This window comes from Ruegeria sp. BE10 (assembly GCF_056538905.1).
The window spans coordinates 25,656-45,593 of sequence record NZ_JBQFTX010000011.1 but is presented as its reverse complement, the minus strand read 5'-3'; the positions used below and the strand labels follow the sequence as shown (position 1 = coordinate 45,593).

24 protein-coding genes are annotated in these 19,938 nt (G+C 58.4%); 6 read left to right on the top strand and 18 right to left on the bottom strand.

Annotated elements, in window-relative coordinates; translation table 11 throughout:
• The first annotated feature begins 113 nt into the window (after positions 1 to 113).
• Entirely contained in the window at positions 114 to 467 is a 354-nt protein-coding gene (locus tag ACR0M2_RS19450) for a hypothetical protein (protein ID WP_480664363.1), read from the top strand.
• Here the strand turns inward: ACR0M2_RS19450 and ACR0M2_RS19445 are convergent.
• From ACR0M2_RS19445 to ACR0M2_RS19425, 5 genes are all read right to left on the bottom strand, one after another.
• On the bottom strand, positions 461 to 1,099 hold the full coding sequence (locus ACR0M2_RS19445; protein WP_480706703.1) for an SDR family oxidoreductase: 639 nt from the start codon (positions 1,097 to 1,099) through the stop codon (positions 461 to 463). The genes ACR0M2_RS19450 and ACR0M2_RS19445 overlap by 7 nt on opposite strands.
• A gap of 3 nt (positions 1,100 to 1,102) precedes the next feature.
• Entirely contained in the window at positions 1,103 to 1,558 is a 456-nt protein-coding gene (locus ACR0M2_RS19440) for a DUF1178 family protein (protein ID WP_170351392.1), read from the bottom strand.
• A gap of 71 nt (positions 1,559 to 1,629) precedes the next feature.
• Entirely contained in the window at positions 1,630 to 2,094 is a 465-nt protein-coding gene (locus ACR0M2_RS19435) for an NUDIX hydrolase (protein ID WP_170351393.1), read from the bottom strand.
• A gap of 119 nt (positions 2,095 to 2,213) precedes the next feature.
• Complete coding sequence (locus tag ACR0M2_RS19430; protein WP_480706701.1) at positions 2,214 to 2,957, bottom strand: EcsC family protein; 744 nt, start codon at positions 2,955 to 2,957, stop codon at positions 2,214 to 2,216.
• A gap of 52 nt (positions 2,958 to 3,009) precedes the next feature.
• Positions 3,010 to 3,504, bottom strand: coding sequence for a GNAT family N-acetyltransferase (locus ACR0M2_RS19425; protein WP_170379119.1), 495 nt, complete (start codon positions 3,502 to 3,504; stop codon positions 3,010 to 3,012).
• A gap of 72 nt (positions 3,505 to 3,576) precedes the next feature.
• Here ACR0M2_RS19425 and ACR0M2_RS19420 point away from each other — a divergent pair, with 72 nt between their 5' ends.
• Positions 3,577 to 4,182: a flavin reductase family protein gene (locus tag ACR0M2_RS19420; RefSeq protein WP_480706699.1), complete on the top strand. Its 606-nt coding sequence runs from the start codon at positions 3,577 to 3,579 to the stop codon at positions 4,180 to 4,182.
• Positions 4,183 to 4,317: 135 nt separating this feature from the next.
• Here ACR0M2_RS19420 and ACR0M2_RS19415 read toward each other — a convergent pair whose 3' ends face one another.
• Positions 4,318 to 5,952: a SulP family inorganic anion transporter gene (locus tag ACR0M2_RS19415; protein WP_480706697.1), complete on the bottom strand. Its 1,635-nt coding sequence runs from the start codon at positions 5,950 to 5,952 to the stop codon at positions 4,318 to 4,320.
• Positions 5,953 to 6,158: 206 nt separating this feature from the next.
• Here ACR0M2_RS19415 and ACR0M2_RS19410 point away from each other — a divergent pair, with 206 nt between their 5' ends.
• Entirely contained in the window at positions 6,159 to 7,031 is an 873-nt protein-coding gene (locus ACR0M2_RS19410; RefSeq protein ID WP_170398917.1) for an S-methyl-5'-thioadenosine phosphorylase, read from the top strand.
• A 6-nt stretch (positions 7,032 to 7,037) separates the two neighbouring features.
• Here the strand turns inward: ACR0M2_RS19410 and ACR0M2_RS19405 are convergent, their stop codons facing one another.
• Positions 7,038 to 7,901 (bottom strand): alpha/beta hydrolase, encoded by an 864-nt coding sequence (locus ACR0M2_RS19405; RefSeq protein ID WP_480706696.1) that lies wholly within the window; start codon positions 7,899 to 7,901, stop codon positions 7,038 to 7,040.
• Between the two features lie 227 nt (positions 7,902 to 8,128).
• Here ACR0M2_RS19405 and ACR0M2_RS19400 point away from each other — a divergent pair, with 227 nt between their 5' ends.
• The gene (locus ACR0M2_RS19400) at positions 8,129 to 9,145 is read left to right on the top strand and encodes a DUF418 domain-containing protein (RefSeq protein WP_480706694.1); all 1,017 of its coding nucleotides are present in this window, start codon (positions 8,129 to 8,131) and stop codon (positions 9,143 to 9,145) included.
• A 51-nt stretch (positions 9,146 to 9,196) separates the two neighbouring features.
• Complete coding sequence (locus tag ACR0M2_RS19395; RefSeq protein WP_170351407.1) at positions 9,197 to 9,826, top strand: LysE family translocator; 630 nt, start codon at positions 9,197 to 9,199, stop codon at positions 9,824 to 9,826.
• A gap of 4 nt (positions 9,827 to 9,830) precedes the next feature.
• Here ACR0M2_RS19395 and ACR0M2_RS19390 read toward each other — a convergent pair whose 3' ends face one another.
• On the bottom strand, positions 9,831 to 9,995 hold the full coding sequence (locus ACR0M2_RS19390; protein ID WP_170351409.1) for a hypothetical protein: 165 nt from the start codon (positions 9,993 to 9,995) through the stop codon (positions 9,831 to 9,833).
• Positions 9,996 to 10,303: 308 nt separating this feature from the next.
• Here ACR0M2_RS19390 and ACR0M2_RS19385 point away from each other — a divergent pair, with 308 nt between their 5' ends.
• A complete protein-coding gene (locus ACR0M2_RS19385) occupies positions 10,304 to 10,843 on the top strand; it encodes an adenine phosphoribosyltransferase (RefSeq protein ID WP_170351410.1) in 540 nt (179 codons plus the stop codon).
• A 48-nt stretch (positions 10,844 to 10,891) separates the two neighbouring features.
• On the opposite strand, the gene ACR0M2_RS19380 is transcribed toward ACR0M2_RS19385, so the two are convergent.
• From ACR0M2_RS19380 to cyoE, 10 genes are all read right to left on the bottom strand, one after another.
• Complete coding sequence (locus ACR0M2_RS19380) at positions 10,892 to 12,310, bottom strand: FAD-binding oxidoreductase (RefSeq protein WP_480706692.1); 1,419 nt, start codon at positions 12,308 to 12,310, stop codon at positions 10,892 to 10,894.
• A 38-nt stretch (positions 12,311 to 12,348) separates the two neighbouring features.
• Complete coding sequence (locus ACR0M2_RS19375; RefSeq protein WP_480706690.1) at positions 12,349 to 13,167, bottom strand: MBL fold metallo-hydrolase; 819 nt, start codon at positions 13,165 to 13,167, stop codon at positions 12,349 to 12,351.
• A 101-nt stretch (positions 13,168 to 13,268) separates the two neighbouring features.
• Positions 13,269 to 13,853 carry a GNAT family N-acetyltransferase gene (locus ACR0M2_RS19370; RefSeq protein ID WP_170351416.1) on the bottom strand — a complete coding sequence of 195 codons (585 nt, stop codon included), beginning with the start codon at positions 13,851 to 13,853 and terminating at the stop codon, positions 13,269 to 13,271.
• Complete coding sequence (locus tag ACR0M2_RS19365) at positions 13,853 to 15,115, bottom strand: M16 family metallopeptidase (RefSeq protein ID WP_170379107.1); 1,263 nt, start codon at positions 15,113 to 15,115, stop codon at positions 13,853 to 13,855. Before ACR0M2_RS19365 ends, ACR0M2_RS19370 begins: the two co-directional genes overlap by 1 nt.
• The gene (gene thrC / locus ACR0M2_RS19360; protein WP_480706689.1) at positions 15,112 to 16,500 is read right to left on the bottom strand and encodes a threonine synthase; all 1,389 of its coding nucleotides are present in this window, start codon (positions 16,498 to 16,500) and stop codon (positions 15,112 to 15,114) included. The genes ACR0M2_RS19365 and thrC overlap by 4 nt, the downstream gene beginning before the upstream one ends.
• A complete protein-coding gene (locus ACR0M2_RS19355; RefSeq protein ID WP_170414291.1) occupies positions 16,497 to 17,174 on the bottom strand; it encodes an SURF1 family protein in 678 nt (225 codons plus the stop codon). Before ACR0M2_RS19355 ends, thrC begins: the two co-directional genes overlap by 4 nt.
• Positions 17,175 to 17,343: 169 nt before the next feature.
• Entirely contained in the window at positions 17,344 to 18,159 is an 816-nt protein-coding gene (locus tag ACR0M2_RS19350; RefSeq protein ID WP_480706687.1) for a cytochrome c oxidase subunit 3, read from the bottom strand.
• Between the two features lie 22 nt (positions 18,160 to 18,181).
• Entirely contained in the window at positions 18,182 to 18,757 is a 576-nt protein-coding gene (locus ACR0M2_RS19345; protein WP_170351425.1) for a cytochrome c oxidase assembly protein, read from the bottom strand.
• Positions 18,757 to 18,918 carry a hypothetical protein gene (locus ACR0M2_RS19340; protein ID WP_170351427.1) on the bottom strand — a complete coding sequence of 54 codons (162 nt, stop codon included), beginning with the start codon at positions 18,916 to 18,918 and terminating at the stop codon, positions 18,757 to 18,759. The genes ACR0M2_RS19345 and ACR0M2_RS19340 overlap by 1 nt, the downstream gene beginning before the upstream one ends.
• On the bottom strand, positions 18,915 to 19,871 hold the full coding sequence (gene cyoE / locus ACR0M2_RS19335; protein ID WP_170516924.1) for a heme o synthase: 957 nt from the start codon (positions 19,869 to 19,871) through the stop codon (positions 18,915 to 18,917). Before cyoE ends, ACR0M2_RS19340 begins: the two co-directional genes overlap by 4 nt.
• Positions 19,872 to 19,938 lie beyond the last annotated feature (67 nt).

Below are 19,938 nucleotides of genomic sequence, written 5' to 3'. Positions count from 1 at the left end.
AGGGGGGCCGCAAGGGCAAGGGTTCAAAACCGCCCCGAATGCCGCATGGGGCTGCTTTACATCCGGCAGCGAGGCTGTCAGCCTTAGTCATCGAATTTTCCAAGAGGTTTTCCATGCTCCGCCTTGCCCTCGCAGTTGTCCTGCTGTCTTCCCCTGCCCTTGCACAGGTTTCAACTCTGGCCGCAACTGACGGCAAGAATGCTTTGGGCACTGTGCCCTGCGCCTCGGGCGGCGCACCTCTCGATAGCTGCCATGCCGAATTGCGCCACCATGACGACGGCACGACGACGTTGGCTGTTTCATTGGGCGGCGGTGAAGTGCGCAGCATCTATTTCACCGATGGCGTGCCGAATTCCAGCAGTTCACCTGCCAAGATCAGCCATGAAACACGTGGCGACCTGACCGTGATTTTCATCGACCCGGATGAGGTCTATGAAATCCCCACCGCAGCGTTGATACGTCAGTAAGCGTGGGGGCGACCGTCCCAGTTTTCGAAACAACCCGTTGTTTCCAGTGACAACGCATCGAACCTTTCAATAAGGCCCTTTGCGGCCTGATCCAGGGTGATATCGGCTTCGGGCCCGCCCATATCGGTCTGCACCCAGCCCGGGTGATAGATACCTACGGCGATTCCATCATCGCGCAAATCCGTGGCCAGATTGCGTCCCAGACTCAAGGCTGCGGCCTTTGATGCGCGGTAGATATAGCTGCCCCCCGGCGCGCGGGTGTGCGAGGCCATCGTCGATGAAATAATCGCAATCTTTCCTCGTGCGGCCCGCAAGTTCGGCAACAATGCCTGAACGGTTAGAAACACGCCTGTCACGTTGATGGCAAAGCTTTGCGCCCACATGTCGGCGGGATAGCCGTTAATGCTCTGCCCTTTGTCCAGATAGACCCCAGCGTTGCAGATCAGCAAATCGACGGGTTGATCTGCCAGATACGTGGCCACGTCGGAATGTTGCGAAGGGTCGGTGACATCCAGAACCACCTGCGCACTGCCATCCCGCGCGGTGCCGGTCAGCTTGTCCCCGCGGGCCCGGTAATTGTCGGCCAGCGTTCGGCCAATGCCACGATTAACCCCCGTAATAACTACATGCACGGCTTAATTTGTCTTTCTGCTGGGAACAAAAGGCAAAGGTGCCACTGGAACCCCATCGTCGATCAGGGCCTGCGCTTCGTCCGGCTTGGCCTCACCATAGATCGCACGCTCGGGCGCATCACCAAGGTGGATTTTGCGCGCTTCGCTGGCAAAATCCTTACCCACATAGTCCGAGTTCTCTTCGACCTTGCGGCGCAGCTCGGCCAGCACCTTTTCAATGTCTGGCGCAGGGGCGGCCACATCTATCGTTTCAGCCTCGGGCATGGGGGCGATGGTCTTTGCCACGGCCTCACGGGCCGGGCGGACACGTGGGGTCATGATAGCCTTTTCAACATCCGCACATCCACACACAGCGCATGTCACCATGCCCGTGGATGCCAGTTTGTCGTAAGCGGCGGCCGATTGGAACCAACTGTCAAATGTATGGCCGTTGCTGCATTTCAATGCGTATTGAATCATGATCCGTCCAAATGTCGGTTGTCGAATTGATAACCACAGACATGGCAATATCAAGCCCTACCAGAGGCATCTTAGCGCATGATTGGCTCAAGTTTTTGAAACATTTGCCCAAGTTCGGGGAAATTGACGTGAACTGCGGCTTTTTTCGGCACAAACCATTGTCTCTGCCGCTGTTTGAATTCGGGAAAACACGCAGCAACCGATGTCACCAATAACGGAAAGACATCCACGACGCACAATACTGCGCCTTTTTTCTGATGACGTTTTCGATAGCAAAACTGCCCCATTGCCTGCGTGTCGCACTCTCCTCGAATGCCGGCCTCTTCCCACGCCTCCTGGCCTGCGGTCTGAGACGCAGTCAGCCCATCAATCAGCCACCCTTTGGGAATGATCCAACGGCGTGATTTGCGCGTTGTAATCAACAGCACTTCGGGTTGCCCTTGCTCGACACGATAGCACAAAGCCGCCGATTGCTGCAGCACCGGCAGGTGCCGGGCAATGTTGGAAACATGAGGCGAAAGCCTTGCGTCAATCACGCCGAGCCGCCTTTCATATGGATATTTGCCTGTTTGCCCGCGTTGTTTTGGTTTATTTAGCGGACGCTCAAATCATCAATACCATATGGGGTGAATTTCGCCAAGCCTTTGAAGAAAAATCACATTCGGGCGGCAAGTTTGCGCACCAGTTCATCGTGGGGAACATCGGCATCAACAGCCAAACGGCGCAGCCCGAAATGCACGCGGGCAATCTGCTGGTAATACCGCGTGTAGACATAGTTGGTGCCGCCTCCGGCAATGGCCCCCAATACCGGCACGGATTGCGCCGCCAATTTCTGCCCTAACACAACTGACAACCGCGGAGCGACCGCTGCGATCAGTTTTTGCATGGCAGGTCCTGTCAAGGTCAACCTGACCGAGAAAAACCCCAGATCGGCACCGTCGTCATTGGACAAAGGCCCGGCGGCGGACAGGACACGCACGCAATCGAATTTCACACCATCTTCCGACGGATCAAACCCTTCTCGCGCAGCCGCCCCTTGTATGGCACGCAACAGCATCGCGGTCGTCGCAGGTAATTCCATCAATGCAGTGGACATTCCGCCCAACCCTCCGGCTGCACCCATGGCCGTGGCTACCGCGGTGTTGACCCAGGGATGCTGGTCCGGCACAGCCCGTCTTGACCCTTCGGCAGCATGCATTGCCAACCACAGGGCCTGTTCCGTCGCCCCCGTCAGGCCCTGCCTGATCGGTTCGGGCAATTGCTCCAACAAGGATTCTGCCGAACCTCCGAGGCTATTCAACAGCTTGACGCCCGGCCCTCCGGCCGTTCGGTAATACCCGGCCAATCGGTCCAGTTCCGCCTCAGCATCCAGCTTTTCAACAAGAACCACGTCCTGCATAAATACCTCCTGCCCATTAGACATCGGGATTTATGGCCAAAGTTTCAATAGTTCAGCGGGTCCAACGGGTGACAAGCCCGTCCACCCCGTCCCATACACCCGAGGACAATTCCAGCCCCAGAATTCGGTCCGGGTTGGTCGGAGGGGGCATTTCAATCCCATTCAGACGGGAAAACCCGAACCGGGCATAATAAGGTGCATCACCAACCAACATGACCCGATCCCAGCCCATCGCCCGGCCAGCTTCGATACCTTCGTGGATCAGAAAGCCCCCAAGGCCCTCGCCTTGATGGGTCGGGTGTACGGCTACCGGCCCCAGCAGCAAGGCATCGTGATCACCCACGTGCACCGGCCAGAACCGTATGGCCCCGGCCAGAATGCCCTGCCCGTCACGCGCAACCAGAGACAAGCCTGAAACCGGCGGCACATCATCGCGCAGACGATAGGAAGACAGCGCCTCGCGCCCGGGCGCAAAGCACAGGTCATAGAGGGCTTCGACCTCCCACCAATCATCCGGCTCTTCCGGCCTGATCCCGAACTGCTGCACCTCAGCCCTCTTTTCCTCGCTGGCATTCGCCCTAGCACTTCGCTACGCCTTGGGCAAACGCTTGGAGTAGAGATGTTCTATCGACCCGAAGACGGCCACGGTCTGCCGCACAATCCATTCAACGCTGTCATTACCCCCCGTCCGATCGGTTGGATATCCACCCGCAGCCCCGATGGGATCAACAATCTGGCACCTTATTCCTTCTTCAACGGGGTCGCCTACACGCCCCCACAAGTGATGTTCGCTTCAACGGGCGCCAAACACGATCAGGACGGCGGCAAGGACAGTGTTTCGAACATCGAAGCAACCGGAGTGTTCTGCGTGAACGTGGTGGCGCACGCACACCGCGATGCGATGAACGCCAGTTCCGCAGGCCTGCCCAAACATCACGACGAATTCGAACATGCTGGCCTGACGCCGGTTGAATGCGAAACCATCCCCTGCGCTCGAGTCGAGGGCGTTCCGGCTGCTCTGGAATGCAAATTGACCAAGATTGTCGATCTGCCGGGCGAGGCAAATCGGGTTGTTTTCGGAGAAGTAACCGGTGTCCACCTGCGAGACGATTGTTTGAGGGATGGAATATTCGACGTGACGACCTTCAACCCGCTCGCCCGGCTTGGATATCGGGACTATTCAGTCGTAACCGAGTTGTTCTCGCTTAGTCGCCCAGACGATTAGGAATTACAGGGGGGCGCTGCCCCCGCCGCCCTTTGGGTGTCTCCCCCGAGATATTTTCAGCCAGATGAGGCAGGGGATCCTGTATTCATCTGGTCACAAATACCTCGGAGCGCGAGGCAGAGCCTCGCAAAATACTCAGTGGCCGCCCAGAATGCCGGTGCGAACAGAATAATCCACCGCCAGTTGGTAATCGGGGTCATCATCGCTGTCGACCATCAGATGCCCTGCTTTGTTCAGCAGCTTGTGGCAATCGCGGCTGAGGTGGCGCAGCATGACGCGTTTGCCTGCGGCCTCGTATTTCGACGCGACGTTTTCGATGGCCTGCAGTGCGGACTGGTCCACAACCCGGCTTTCGGCAAAATCCACGATCACCGTGTCAGGATCACTTGGCACATCGAACAGCTCGACAAAACCCTCGGAAGAACCAAAGAACAGAGGCCCTTGGATTTCGTAGACTTTTGCGCCTTTTTCGGTTTCCGATTCACGCGTGATGGCATGGATACGCTTGGCGTTGTTCCACGCATAGGCCAGCGCGGAGACAATGACACCAACCACAACCGCGACCGCAAGGTCTTCCATCACCGTCACCACAGTCACCAGAACGATAACGAATGCGTCCGTCAACGGCACCTTGCGCATGATCTTGAACGAGTTCCAGGCGAATGTACCGATCACCACCATAAACATCACCCCGACCAGTGCGGCCAGCGGGATTTGCTCGATCAGCGGTGAGGCAAACAAGATGAACACCAGCAGGAACAGCGCCGCCGCGATACCGGCGATACGGGTCCGGCCACCGGACTTCACGTTGATCATCGACTGACCAATCATTGCGCAGCCGCCCATGCCACCGAAGAAACCGGTGGCGACGTTGGCAACGCCTTGCGCGATGCATTCCTGCGAAGCCCCGCCGCGCTTACCGGTGATCTCTCCAACAAGGTTCAACGTCAGCAGGGATTCGATCAGGCCGATTGCTGCCAGAATGACGGCATAGGGCAGGATAATTTCAAAAGTTTCCCAGGTCAGCGGCACCATCGGGATGTGGAACGGCGGCAAACCTCCCTCGATAGACGCCAGGTCACCGACGCGAGGCACGTCCAAACCAAAGCCAATCACCAGCGCGGCAACGGCAAAAATACCGGCCAGCGGCGCAGGAATGATGCGCGTGATACGCGGCATGACCCAGATCACCGCCATGGTCAGTGCGACCAGGCTCAGCATCGTGTAAAGCTGCAGACCCGAAAGCCATTCGCCGCCACCTACGCCATGGCCGGTGTTTTCCATGGTGCCAGGCACTTTGAACTGACCCAACTGCGCCAGAAAAATCACGATAGCCAGACCATTCACAAAGCCCAGCATCACCGGATGCGGCACCAGCCGGATGAACCGGCCCCAATGCATGGCCCCAGCGATCACTTGCAGAATACCCATCAACACCACGGTCGCGAACAAGTATTCAACCCCGTGTTGGGCCACCAGCGCAACCATTACAACGGCCAGCGCCCCGGTCGCGCCCGAAATCATGCCCGGACGGCCACCAATCAACGCCGTGATCAGACCGACCATAAAGGCCGCGTACAGACCAACCAGCGGATGTACCCCGGCAACAAAGGCAAAGGCCACTGCTTCGGGCACCAACGCCAGCGCCACAGTCAGACCGGACAGCAGTTCGATCCGCAGGCGCGAGGCAGTCAGCCCTTCGTCCGGCACCCAACGAAGATCGGGTTTAGCTATACGATTGGCAAAGCTTGCCAGCATGGCTCGGGGCATGGGACGGTCCTGTTGGTATTTTGGGTTCGCGCAAAAGGGGTCTTTTAGCGGTCAATCCCCGCAGGAGATACCGCGCCAGGTGGGACCCAGATATGCAACAGACGCATACCGGGCCATCAGCCAACACAAACCGTTGAACCCACTTGCCAAATCCTCCGCTGCCCCTCAGACAGTCTGCATCGTATTTTTTCATTCGGAGCGCAGCCATGACCCAGACGAAAATCGCAATCATCGGCGGATCAGGTATCTACGATATCGACGGGCTGGAAAAGGCGGAATGGGTTACGGTTGAAACGCCGTGGGGTGCACCTTCGGACCAGATTCTGACGGGAGCTTTGAATGGGGTCGAAATGGCCTTCCTGCCCCGTCACGGGCGTGGCCACGTTCATTCACCGACCGAGGTGCCCTATCGCGCCAATATCGATGCGCTGAAACGGCTGGGGGTTACGGACGTGATCTCGGTTTCCGCCTGCGGGTCGTTTCGCGAGCATATGGCGCCGGGGGATTTCGTCATTGTCGACCAGTTCATTGACCGGACATTTGCGCGCGAGAAAAGCTTTTTCGGCACTGGTTGCGTCGCCCATGTCAGCGTGGCGCATCCCACCTGCCCGCGCCTGTCGGACGCTTGTGAGAGCGCAGGCAAGGCGGCAGGTATCACCATCCATCGCGGTGGCACCTATCTGGCGATGGAGGGGCCGCAGTTCTCATCTCTGGCCGAATCCAAGATGTATCGCGAGCATTGGGGATGTGACGTGATCGGCATGACTAACATGCCCGAGGCGAAACTCGCCCGCGAGGCCGAACTTTGTTATGCCTCGATCGCCATGGTGACCGACTATGACAGCTGGCACCCGGATCACGGCGAGGTCGACGTAACCGCCATTATCGCCACCCTAACCGGGAATGCGGAAAAAGGCCGGGCGCTGGTCAAGGGCCTGCCCGATCTGTTGGGGGCTGAACGCGCGCCCTGCCCGCATGGCTGCGATCGGGCATTGGAGTTTGCGATCCTCACTGCGCCCGAAAAACGCGATCCGGCGTTACTGGCCAAGCTGGATGCGGTCGCAGGCCGGATTCTTTAAACCACGCTACTGCGCAAGGGTCTGCTGCACCTCGTCCCACAAGCCATACGACCAGAGGTCGTTGTGGGTGCCATCGGGGATGACATGAAGTTTGGCGGTGTCGCCCGACATCGCCGCCAGCGCTTGGCCGTGATGCACCGGAACGGTTTCATCCTCGGTTCCGTGGAAGATCAACGTTGGCACCGTAACATCGCCGACAAAGTCTCGGGTGGCGAACTGATCCTTCATCAAGACCGAAACCGGCAGAAACGGATAGCGCTCGGCCGCGACATCCACAGTCGCGGTGAAGGGGGCCTCTAGCACCAGTAACTGTGCATTCGGACGCTGTTGGGCGACAGCGGCGGCCACGCCGGTGCCAAGGCTTTGACCGTGCAGGACGACGGCTGCACCCTCAGAGTCCAGTTGGTCAAACATGTGAACCCCATCTGAGATCAGCGCCAGCTCCGAGGGCTCGCCGCCACTGCCTGGAAAACCGCGATAACTGGGGGCTAGCAGGCCAAAACCACTGTTCAGGATTTCCCGCAGCCGGTCGGCCCGGTCACCCAGATTGCCGCTTTGACCGTGAAAAAACAGAACGGTCGGCGCTCCTTCGATGGCCGGTGGCGCGGACCACGCCGTCAGCACAACCCCGTCGGACATGGGCAGAGAGATCACGTCGACATCGGCCAGCCCGACCTCATCGGGGGCGGGCAATTCTCCGGATGGTTTGTATAGCAGCTCATCCTGATTGGCGTACATGTACCCCACGATTCCGGCGTAAATCACGACGCTGATCAGGATCAGAAGGATCAGCACACGTTTCAACCGCCCGTCGTTTGAGCGGGACATGTCCTTGAACGCTTTCGAATAGTCGGGATGTGTCTGCGTCACCTTCGCCTCCGATCCTTTGATAGGCCCTAGGTTGTAGGGCCAGACCGGCGTTTCAAGGACGGTACGCACGCTTTAACGCAATCTTTAACTTACTCAACCCGGGTACATTGTGACTGATGAAGGTGGCAAGGTCGCCCTGATCCTCGCAATTTGTTTATCTTAAACACGCCGCTGAACCGCATTTGTGCCACAAAATCACTTCAGTACGCCCCAAACAGAGGAGCACCATGAAACGACTCGAAGCCCTGGACGCCGCCCGCTTTATTGCTTTTTGCGGTATGGTGCTGGTGAACTTCCGCATCGCGGCGCAAGTTGCGCCGGGCCACGACTGGGCGTCGGGTTTTGTCGACGCATTGGAGGGGAGAGCCGCCGCGCTGTTCGTCATTCTGGCCGGTGTGGGATTGGGTCTGTCGAGCATCCCCGCTGGTGTGCTGCTGCGGCGCGCGGCCTTTCTGTTCGTTCTCGGCCTGATCAACATGACCGTGTTCGACGCTGACATTCTGCATTTCTACGCATTGTATTTTGTGGTGGGGGCGGCGTTTCTTTCGGCCTCGGGACGTATGTTGTGGCTGGGGGCGTTGGGAATTGTTGCGCTGGCCGTTTTGGCCAACCTTATCTTTGACTATGAGCGGGGCTGGGATTGGTCCACGCTCAGCTATCCCGACCTCTGGACCCTGCCCGGCTTTTTACGAAATGCAATTTTCAACGGTTGGCACCCGGTTTTACCTTGGGCTGCTTTCCTGCTGATCGGCATGGCCATCGGGCGATCACAGCTTCGCACGATCTGCATTCAACACCGCCTGATCATGTGGGGATTTGGCGCTGCCGTATTGGCCCTGTTTCCACAAAGGTTGGTGTCCGATCCGGAATTGGTTGCCTATCTGGGCACTGCATCGATTCCGCCAGGGCCGTTCTATATCCTGGCCAGCACCGGATCGGCGTGCGTGGTGATCGGACTGTTGCTGAAGCTATGGCCAAAGATCGAAAAACTGCGCTTTGGCTCTGCCCTGACCGCTCCGGGACGGCAGAGCCTGACCCTCTATGTGGCGCATATCCTGATCGGGATGGGATTGCTGGAGGAGCTTGGTTTGCTAAATGGCACACTCAAACCAACACAGATCGTGGTTTACGCGCTTGGGTTCTGCGCTTTGTCCTCGGGTTTTGCCCTGTTGTGGTTCCGCCGGTTCAAGCGCGGCCCACTTGAGGCATTGATGCGTCGCGTCACCGAGCCACGAAAGGCTTGACCTCACCGTCGCGGCGGGGCTTGGTGAGGGCGAAACCAAACGGGTAACCCCATGTCTTTTGAACTTTGGCTGGCTTTCGTGGCCGCATCGACCGCCTTGCTGCTTATCCCCGGCCCGACTGTGTTGCTGGTGCTTAGCTATGCCTTATCAAAAGGGCGCAGCGTCGCCGTGGCCTCGGCCACAGGGGTGGCGGTAGGGGATCTGGTTGCAATGACCGCTTCGCTACTGGGGCTGGGGGCGCTGGTGCTGGCCTCGGCTACTTTGTTTTCTGTGCTGAAATGGGTGGGTGCGGCCTATCTTGTGTGGCTGGGAATCAAGCTGCTGCGCAGCGCGCCCTCGGGCGGGTTAGAGGCGCCAGCGACCGGGCGAAACGTCACCGCACAAAGTGTCTTTGGCCATGCCGCCGCCGTTACGGCGCTGAACCCGAAATCCATTGCCTTTTTCATCGCCTTCGTACCGCAATTCCTGCGTCCGGCGGACCCATTGGGCCCGCAATTCGCTATCCTGATCGCAACTTTCGTGGGTCTGGCCTGGCTGAACGCACTGGCCTATGCGCTGCTGGCTGACCGGCTGCGCCGGATGATCGGACGCGCCGAGGTCATCACTGCGATGACCCGGTTCGGAGGGCTGACTTTGATTGGAATGGGGGTTGCAACCGCCGTGCTGCGCCGCCCGGCCTGAGGGTTCAGCTCGCTTCGTGTTCTTTCATGAACCCACGGATAAAACGTCGTATTTCGCGAGCGGCTGATGTATCCAGTTCCCTGCACAATTCAACAAATGCGTCCCGTTCATCCTTGTCCAGGCGCAGGACCAACTGGCTGTTTTTCTTGGCAGATACCTTGCTGTCCATCTTTCCCGCACACCCTGTTCAATGCCTAAATCCACAAGCGATACACTGCATATACAATGCATAGCAATTTCAGGTACCGGCGACCTACCAACAAAACAGAGTTTTGGCAATCAACCTTCCCGCGACTCAGGCATTCCATTTACCAGTCCAGCGCGTCCATCGTGGTCACCTACCGCACAGCATCGCTATTTCGTATTATCAAAGCTCAATTCCGCTCCCTGTCGGGAAGTCAGCGATAATCTTTCCTTGCAAGGCTGTCCCCAATGGGCCAAATACGCCTGCGTGTTTTGACGTCAGAGGGATTGGCAATGTCCAGAAACAAGTCGGTCAAGGATTACATCCGAACCATCGTCGATTTCCCGCATGAGGGGATCATGTTTCGCGACGTCACCACACTGTTCGCTGATCCGCGCGGTTTTCGTATGGCAATCGACCAGATGTTGCACCCCTACGCGGGTGAGCAGATCGACAAAGTCGTGGGCCTCGAGGCGCGCGGCTTCATACTGGGCGGTGCCATCGCCCATCAGCTGAGTGTTGGCTTCGTGCCGATCCGCAAAAAGGGCAAACTGCCCGGCACCACCATCAGCCAAGATTACAAACTGGAATATGGTGAGGCCATCGTCGAGATTCACGATGACGCCATTCAACCGGGCGAGAAAATCCTTGTTGTCGACGATCTGCTGGCAACGGGCGGCACCGCCGCTGCCGGGATCAAGCTGATTGAACGGCTGGGGGGTGAGATCGTATCATGCTCATTCATTGTCGACCTGCCGGAACTGGGCGGCCGCAAGGCGTTGGAAGACATGGGTATGGATGTGCACGTTCTGTGCGAATTCGAAGGGCTGTAAACGCCCGTCATTCAATTTCCCAAAGGCAAGGCGCGGGAAGCGGCACGATCAATCCGCCTTCAAAACCGCACCCGGATTCATGATCCCCTGCGGGTCCAGCGCAGCTTTGATGGAACGCATTGCAGACAGCTTTGTCGCGCCGCCATAGCGCTCAAGATCATCGGCTTTCAGACGCCCTACCCCATGCTCGGCACTGACCGAGCCACCAAAGGCCTCCACCAGATCATGCACAGCGTGTTTGACGGCCTGTCTCTCGTCATCAAACTCCGAACGGCTGTGGCCCAAGGGCGGGAACACGTTGTAGTGCAGATTGCCATCACCAACGTGACCAAAACAGTTGATGCGGAACAACCCAAGCGCGGCCACGACCTCGGCCCCGCGTTGAATGAATTCGGGAATTCGGGATATCGGGACCGAGATATCGTGACTGGACACCGACCCGATCAGCCGGTTGGCCTCGGGGATACGCTCGCGCACGGCCCATAGGTCCATACGCTGCGCCTCGCTTTGCGCAATAACCGCCTCCCCGACGAGGCCAGCTTTGTCCGCTTCAATATACAGCGTTTCCAGCGCGTCAGCGGGCGAGTGCCCCGCAAACAATCCAAGTTCGATCAGAACGCACCATTCGGGCTGTGTTGCAAATGGCTGGCGCACATCTGGCAAAACCTCGGTCAGGAATTGCAGCCCCTGCTTGTGGATCAGCTCAAAGGTGCTGACCGCTTCACCCAGTTGGTCGTGGGCCAATGATAGTAAATCGATCGCCGCTTGGGGCGAAGCGACCTGAAGCATCGCGGTTCCGACCGCTTCGGGCCGCGGAGAAAGCTTCAACGAGGCGGCGGTGATGATCCCCAATGTACCCTCCGCACCTATCAGCAGGTTACGAAGATCATAGCCGGTGTTGTCCTTGCGCAACCGGCTGAGCCCGTGCCAGATTTCACCGCTGGGCAGAACCGCCTCAAGCCCCAAACAAAGGTCGCGCGCATTGCCATAGCGCAACACGTTGACCCCACCCGCATTGGTGGCAAGGTTGCCCCCGATCCGGCACGATCCCTGCGCTGCAAGAGCTAGAGGGAATAACCGGTTCGCCTCTTCCGCGGCGGTTTGTACATCTGCCAGAATGGCACCTGCCTCGGCAATCAGAATGTTTTCAGTCGGGTAAACCGCCCGGATCGCGGTCATCCTCTCTAACGAGATCAAGAGGGGCGCTGGCCCGTCCGGCATTACCTGTCCGCCTACCAGCCCTGTGCCACCACCGTAAGGCACCACCGGTACCCGCCTATCCAAGGCCAATCGCACCAGCGCTGCTACTTCATCAACCGTTCGCGGTAAGGCCAACAAACCGGCATGTCCGGTAAAACGCCCCCGTGGCTCTTCCAGATAGCGTTCCGTGACCGGGCGCATAATATCTTCACCCAGATCAGCCCGGATCAGACGGGCCAGTTTCTCATCGGCAGGATTCAGTGTCATGCCACCTCATTGCCCAAGCGAACGCGCCCGGACAAGCCCTATTCCAGTTCGATCAGATACTGCGGCTCCAGCACGACCACTGTTGGCTGACTTGGCAGAGTACGCAGCGACACGGTGATTTCGGTTGCTCCCTTGCGTTCAACCGGAAAATCATTGCGGACATCGACCAAAAACCGGTCCAGAGAAAAGCCCGAGAACCAGTGCATCGGGATGATAACGGAACTTTTCAGCCGCTTAAGGACCGAGATCATCTCGGGCAGAGGCATCGTCGTTCCCCCATCCACCGCCGCCATGACAACATCCAGCCGCCCCAACGCCGCAAATTGTTCATCGGATGGTATATGGTGCAAATGGCCCAGATGGCCGATGCACAGTCCTTCCACCTCGAACACAAAGATCGAATTGCCGCGCTCTTCCACGCCGCCATACGCAGTTCGGATATCGGTCGAGACATTACGTACCAGCATCTCGCCCAGATCAAGGTAATGATCGATCCCCTGCCCAAACTCGCCCCACCCCGGTAACACATGCGGGATTGCAGGATCGGGATGAGCGGTCCAATGAGTACTGTGCGCATGGTTCATGGTGACCACATCCGGGATCAAATCGGCACTACCGATAAAGCCGGTGAAATCCGTCACTGCGTTCAACCCGCCCTGCGTCTGGATCAGGAAAGAGGCATGGGCGATATAGCTGATCCGCACGGAAAATTCCGGGATCGGGTCCTGCCACGCCGCCTTGTGAATATACTCAATCCCCGGCGCAGCATCCGCGATGGCGATACAATGGCTCGGCCGCCGCTCCTGCGCCACAGCCCCGCCCGAGATCACCATCAATACCGCAACAATCCAGCGCATGGGGCAAGTGTAGCGCAGAACGCCAACAAGTCATGCCCCTTGTTCATCTGGCCAAAAATATCTCGGGGGAGGCGCGGCTGGCCGCGCCGGGGGCAAAGCCCCTAGCCCGCGTCTGTCTTGCCGCGCCGATCCGACCGCAGGCTGGCATACAGGACATGCGTCCGCCACCGCCCGTTGATCTGCAGATAAGACTGCGCCACGCCTTCGTATTTGAAGCCCGAGCTTTCCAGCAACCCGCGCGAGGGCTTGTTTTCGGGCAGGCACGCGGCCTCGATCCGGCTCAGATCCAAGCGGGTGAAGGCATAGTGGACAATCGCGCCTATCGCCTCGCGCATATACCCGTTGCGGGCAAAGGTTTGACCGGTCCAGTATCCCAGCGTACCGGCCTGCGCCGGGCCGCGGCGCACGTTGTCCAGCGTGATCGCCCCCAGAAGCACATCATCGGATCGACGGAATAGGAACAAAGGAATCGCTGTGCCACTGGCCACAGAACGCTGCGCCCAGTAGACGCGATTGGTGAAAGATTTGCGCGTCAGATGATCCTTAGCCCAGATCGGCTCCCACGGGGTAAGGAATTCTTGGGACGCTCGCCGCAGCGCCGCCCAATCGTTGAAATCAGAGTGAACGGGCGGGCGCAGGCTTAGGCGCTCGGTCTCGAGTTTCAGCTTGCGTCTGCCCAACAGCATCACGCCGCACGCCTCTCCTGCAATTCTGCCAGCGTGGGCGCGGCGGAAACCGGACCGTAGAGCGCCAAGGCCGCCGGCGCCTGAAGCGCCATCTTTTCTGCAAACGCACGAACATCCCCGGTGCTGACTGCATCGATCTTGGCGACCGTATCCTCAAGCGATGGCACCCGGTCCCAAATCTGAACCAGACGCGCCAGACGTTCCGCCCGGTTTGATGGGCTTTCCAGCCCCATCAGCATCCCGGCTTTCATCTGCGCGCGGGCGCGGGCAACCTCTTCGGCGCTCATGTCTTCGGCGGCACGCTTCATCTCATCGATGGTAATCGTGGCCAGCTCTGCGACCTGATCCGCCGAGGTGCCTGCGTAGATCGTTGTTGTTCCGGTATCAGCATAGGCCCCGGTCTGCGCAAAGATCGTGTAGCATAAGCCACGTATCTCGCGCACCTCTTGAAACAGGCGCGAGGACATGCCGCCACCCAAAGCGGTGGAGTAAATCTGTGCCGTATAGATCTCATCGTCGCGGTAGCCGGGGCTTTCCAGCGCGAGTGCGAAATGGGCTTGTTCCAGCTCTTTCTCTTGTCGCGCTTCGCCACCGGTGAAGCGGGCCGTTTCAGGAACCAGCCCTTTGCGCGGTTGCAGATGGCCAAACATCTCTTCGGCCATTTTCATCAGCGCATCGTGATCCACCGCACCCGCGGCAGACAGGATCATCTGCTCGGGGCCATAATGCTCGGCGACAAAACCCGACAGGTCCTCGCGCGAAAACGCGCTGACCCGCTCAGTCGGGCCCAGAATGGTGCGACCCAGCGGTTGATCGTGATAGCTCTGCTCTTGCAGCCAGTCGAAAATCACGTCGTCTGGCGTGTCATAGGCCTGACCGATTTCCTGCAGGATCACGCCGCGCTCAACCTCGATCTCGCGCGGGTCAAAGACAGGGTTCAGAACGATGTCACCAATCACGTCCATCGCCAGCGCCACATCGTCTTTCAGAACGCGTGCGTAATAGGCCGTCACCTCGCGCGAGGTATAGGCGTTGATATACCCGCCCACATCCTCGATCGCTTCGGCGATCTGCAGCGCAGACCTGCGCTCAGTTCCTTTGAACGCCATATGTTCAAGGAAATGGGCAATACCGTTCTGCTCGATCCGTTCATGCCGCCCACCGGCGGTTACCCAAATGCCGATGGCCGCCGATTGCAGCCCCGGCATATGTTCACTGACGATACGAAAGCCGTTCTTCAGTTGGTCTTGTCTGACAGTCACTCAGCAATATGCCTTTTGATATGATCCTCAATGGCACCCAGATCATTGGCGATGCGGGTCACCCGTTCCGGACGTTCATACAGATCAGACATGCGAGAGGGAAGAGGCGGATGTACGTCACTCGCCTTCTCAACCGCCGCCGGGAATTTCGCCGGATGTGCGGTGGCCAAAGTGATCATCGGAACGTTAGCCGCACGGTGATCTTCGGCGACCTTGATACCGACCGCGGTGTGCGGGCAAACCAGCTCGGCGCTGTGGGCCAATGCGGATTTGATGGTGGCCAGTGTTTCATCCTCGGACACGCGGCCCGAGTCGAAATTCTCGCGCAGTGCTTCCATCGCGCCCTGACTGACGTTGAAGCCGCCATTCTTCAGCTCATCCATCAACTGCGATACAGCGCTGCCATCCTCGCCATAGGCATAGTACAGCGCACGTTCAAAGTTCGAGCTGACCTGAATATCCATCGACGGGCTGATCGAAGGAATGGTGTCGCCCTTGAAGTACCCCTGCCCCGAAAGGCAGCGATGCAGAATGTCGTTCTGGTTTGTGGCCACAACCAACCGATCAATGGGCAGCCCCATGCACTTGGCGATATAACCGGCAAAGATGTCACCGAAATTGCCGGTAGGCACAGTGAAGCTGACCTTGCGATGCGGTGCCCCCAGGCTGGCCGCAGCCGAGAAATAGTAGACCACCTGCGCCAACACGCGGGCAAAGTTGATCGAGTTCACGCCCGCCAGTTTCACCCCATCGCGAAATTCGAAATCGTTGAACATGTCCTTCACGGCAGCCTGACAATCGTCAAAGTCGCCATCAACGGACAATGCATGCACATTGCTGTCTGCCGGCGTGGTCATCTGGCGGCGTTGCACCTCGGACACACGACCATGGGGGAACAGAATGAACACGTCCACGGCATCCAGCCCCCGGAACGCCTCAATCGCGGCCGAACCCGTATCGCCGCTGGTTGCGCCCACGATGGTCACACGTTCACCGCGCCGCTTCAGGGCCACCTGGAACAGTTGCCCGATCAGTTGCATGGCAAAGTCTTTGAACGCCAGTGTCGGACCGTGGAACAACTCCAGTAGGAAGTGGTTTTCGTTCAGCTGCTTCAGTGGCGCACGGGCATCATGACCAAAGCCTTCATAGGCGCGGGCGATGATCGCCTTGAACTCATCCTCGGCAAAGGACCCGCTGACATAGGGCCACATCACGCTGAACGCGATTTCCTCATAAGGCAACCCTGCCAATGCTGCGATCTCTTCCTGGCTCATCACCGGAATTTCGGCAGGCAGGTACAGGCCACCATCGCGGGCCAGCCCGGTCAGCATCGCCTCTTCAAAGGTCAGTTCAGGCGCTTGGCCACGGGTCGAGATGTATTTCATTGCTCTTCACTTTCAGAAGGGGCGCGATTGCGCCACAGGAAATAACCGGTCATCGCGGCCCAGACCAGAGCCAGACCAAACCATGTGATTGCATATTGCAGGTGGTCATTGGGAATACCCGCAGTGTCGACAGGCAGGGGCGTCACGCCCGGGTCAGTTTGTGAACGGGCGATAAGAAGCACCGGTTCAGCCCCCAAAGCAGCGGCCAGATTGGGCACGTCGCGGGCAAACCAGATATTGCTTTCCATGTCCGGTTCGGGTGTGTACCCGTCGACCTCATCGGGCCAATGCAGATTACCCGTTACCTCCATCTGACCCACCTGCCGTTCAGCCTGCTTGGCAGTGGTCGGAACAAACCCCCGGTCTACAAGAATTGTTCGGTCTTCAGTGCTGAAACGCTGAATAATGCGGTAACCTGCGCCAACAAGTTTGACCGAAACCAGAACATGGATTTCCCCGGGCTCCATCTCACCAGAAATCGTTACCGGCAAGTACTTGTCATCCTCAGGAGAAACGCTGTCGGGTAAGGCAACCGGTGCTGCCGTGATGCGGGTATCAATCTCGGACAGAACACCCTGTTTCCATGTCAGTCGCTGCATCTGCCAAAAGCCCAGAGACAACAGGATCGCCAAACCGGCAATACCAAATATCAGCAGGAACAGGATGCGGCGCATATCGGGACCAGATTTCGTTACCTAAAGGCTCGGGTTGAACCGGCGCCTTGTTAAGGGTGCCACGTGCAAGATTGCAACCACGCAATTGTATCGGGCGCAATCTTGCGCCCTGGATAGAGAAAAAGCCGCCCCTTGGGGCGGCTTTTGCAATTGGATCGCCTGACCGGCGTTAAATCAGCGGGGCCTGACCCCAGATGTAGACGGCGAAGAACAGGAACAGCCAGACGACATCCACAAAGTGCCAGTACCAGGCTGCCGCTTCAAACCCGACGTGTTTTTCAGGGGTAAAGTCACCGCGTAGCGCCCGGATCAGGCAGACCGACAGGAAGATGGTACCGATGATCACGTGGAACCCGTGGAACCCGGTGGCCATGAAGAAGTTCGAATAGAACTGATCGTCGCCGAATTTCCAGCCTTCGTGCGCCAGCAATTCATAATATTCAAAGCCCTGCAGGGCGGTAAATGCGATACCCAGTACGATACCGATAGCCAGACCGTTGATCAGCGCCTTGCGGTCATTGTCATGCACCAGCGCGTGGTGCGCCCAGGTGATCGCACAGCCCGACAGCAACAGAACCAGCGTGTTGATCAGCGGCAGGTGGAAGGGGTCAACCGCGTGAATATCCGGCTGGATGTACTCGGTGCCAGCATAGTCGTACATCGGATACATGCGGTGTTTGAAGAACGACCAGAACCAGGCAAAGAAGAACATCACCTCGGACATAACGAACAGGATAAAGCCGTAACGCAGACCGATGCGCACAACCGGCGTGTGGTCGCCAGCGCGGCTCTCGGCCACAACCTCGGACCACCAGGCGAACATGGTGTAAAGAACGGCCACCAGACCGGCCCAGAACACAAACGGTGTAACACTGTGCATCCAAAGGACGGCTCCGAACAGCATTACAAAGCCACCGATCGCGCCGATCAGCGGCCAGATCGACGGGGCCAGAATGTGATAATCATGGTTTTTTGCGTGTGCCATCAGCGTCCCTCACCTACAGGCGTTAGTTCGTATTTGTATCTGCCTGCTCATCCAGGGCTGCGTAGCCCTCGGGCAGGTCTATTTCGTAGAATGTATACGACAGAGTAATCGTATGCACATACTTGGCTTCCAGATCCTCGACGATTTCCGGGTCGACGAAGAAGGTTACCGGCATCTGCACCCGCTCACCGGGTTGCAGCACCTGCTCTTCAAAACAGAAACAGGCGATTTTCTGAAAATACCCACCGGCCGAATACGGCGCGACGTTGTAAGACGCCTGCCCGGCAATCGGACGGTCGGTCGGGTTGTGGGCTTCGTAAAAGGCCAATCCGGTCTCACCGATGCGCACTTCCATCTCACGCTCGACCGGTTTGAACTCCCACGCCATGCCTTTGGCTTTCGAGGCGTCAAAGCGGACAGTGACCTTGCGGTCCAGAATATCCTCGGGCGCGGTTTCGGCCACACCAACCGTACCGCCAAAACCAGTGACCCGGCAGAACCAGTCGTAAAACGGCACCGCCGCCCAGGCCAAACCGCCCATCAGCACGACCACACTGACCGTCTGCATCACTGTTTTTTGCGGACCGGACAAGGCCATCAGTTCTGAACCTCTTGTGTCGGCTGACCCAGGCCAGTGCCCGAGACTTTAACGATCGTTAGCCCAAAGATGATCACGATGAAGGCAGCCAGCGTCAGACCCACCCCCAGATTGCGGTTGAACCGGCGCTGGTGCAGTTCATGGCTTTTGCGCAGACTCATGACCAACCTCCCAATCCATAGGGTTTCAACAACGCCTCAGCCAGAATCGCGCCGAAGTGCAGGAACAGGTAGAGCAGTGACAGCTTAAAGAATGAGCGCTCGACCTTGAAGTTATCTGCCTCTGAGTCATCCTCGGTGCGGCGCGAGATCTGCCACGCTCCGCGCAAGAACAGGGCGTTCATCACAACAGCAACGGTCAGATAGATCGGGCCACCGATGCCCGAGAAGGACGTGCCAACCGCCAGCAGCGCCAGCAGTACGGTGTAAACAAGAATGTGCCAGCGCGTCGCGCGGCGGCCGTGTGTCACGGTCAGCATCGGCACACCCGCATCGTCGTAATCCGAGCGCATGAACAGCGCCAGAGCCCAGAAATGCGGTGGAGTCCACATGAAGGTCAAGGCAAACATCAACCACGGCTCAAGCGTCATCGACCCCGTGGCCGCGACCCAACCGATTACCGGAGGGAAAGCCCCTGCCGCACCACCGATCACGATGTTCTGCGGCGTCGAACGCTTTAGCCACATCGTGTAGACCACGACATAGAAAAAGATAGTGAAACCCAGGAAGGCTCCGGCAAACCAGTTCGTTGCCAGACCCAGCATGATCACCGACAGGCCAGACAGCGCCAGCCCAATGGCCATGGCCTCGCCCGCCTCGACCTTGCCGGACGGAATCGGACGGCCTTTGGTGCGCTTCATCACCTTGTCAATGTCAGCGTCCCACCACATGTTCAGCGCACCCGAGGCACCACCACCGATGGCAATGAACAAGATGGCGCAGAAGCCGACAAAGGGATGGACCGGCACAGGCGCCGCCAGCAGACCGACAAGCGCCGTGAACACCACCAACGACATGACCCGCGGCTTCAGCAGGGCGAAATAGTCGCCAAAGCTGGCCTCGTCCGCGCGGGTCTGCGCGGTCACGGTGCTGGCATTGAAGCTTGCGTCGCTCATGTCGGGTCCTTTTGGGGCGAAAGCTGCGCGATCACCGCGCAGCCTGCATCATGTATTCTTCCGGCCA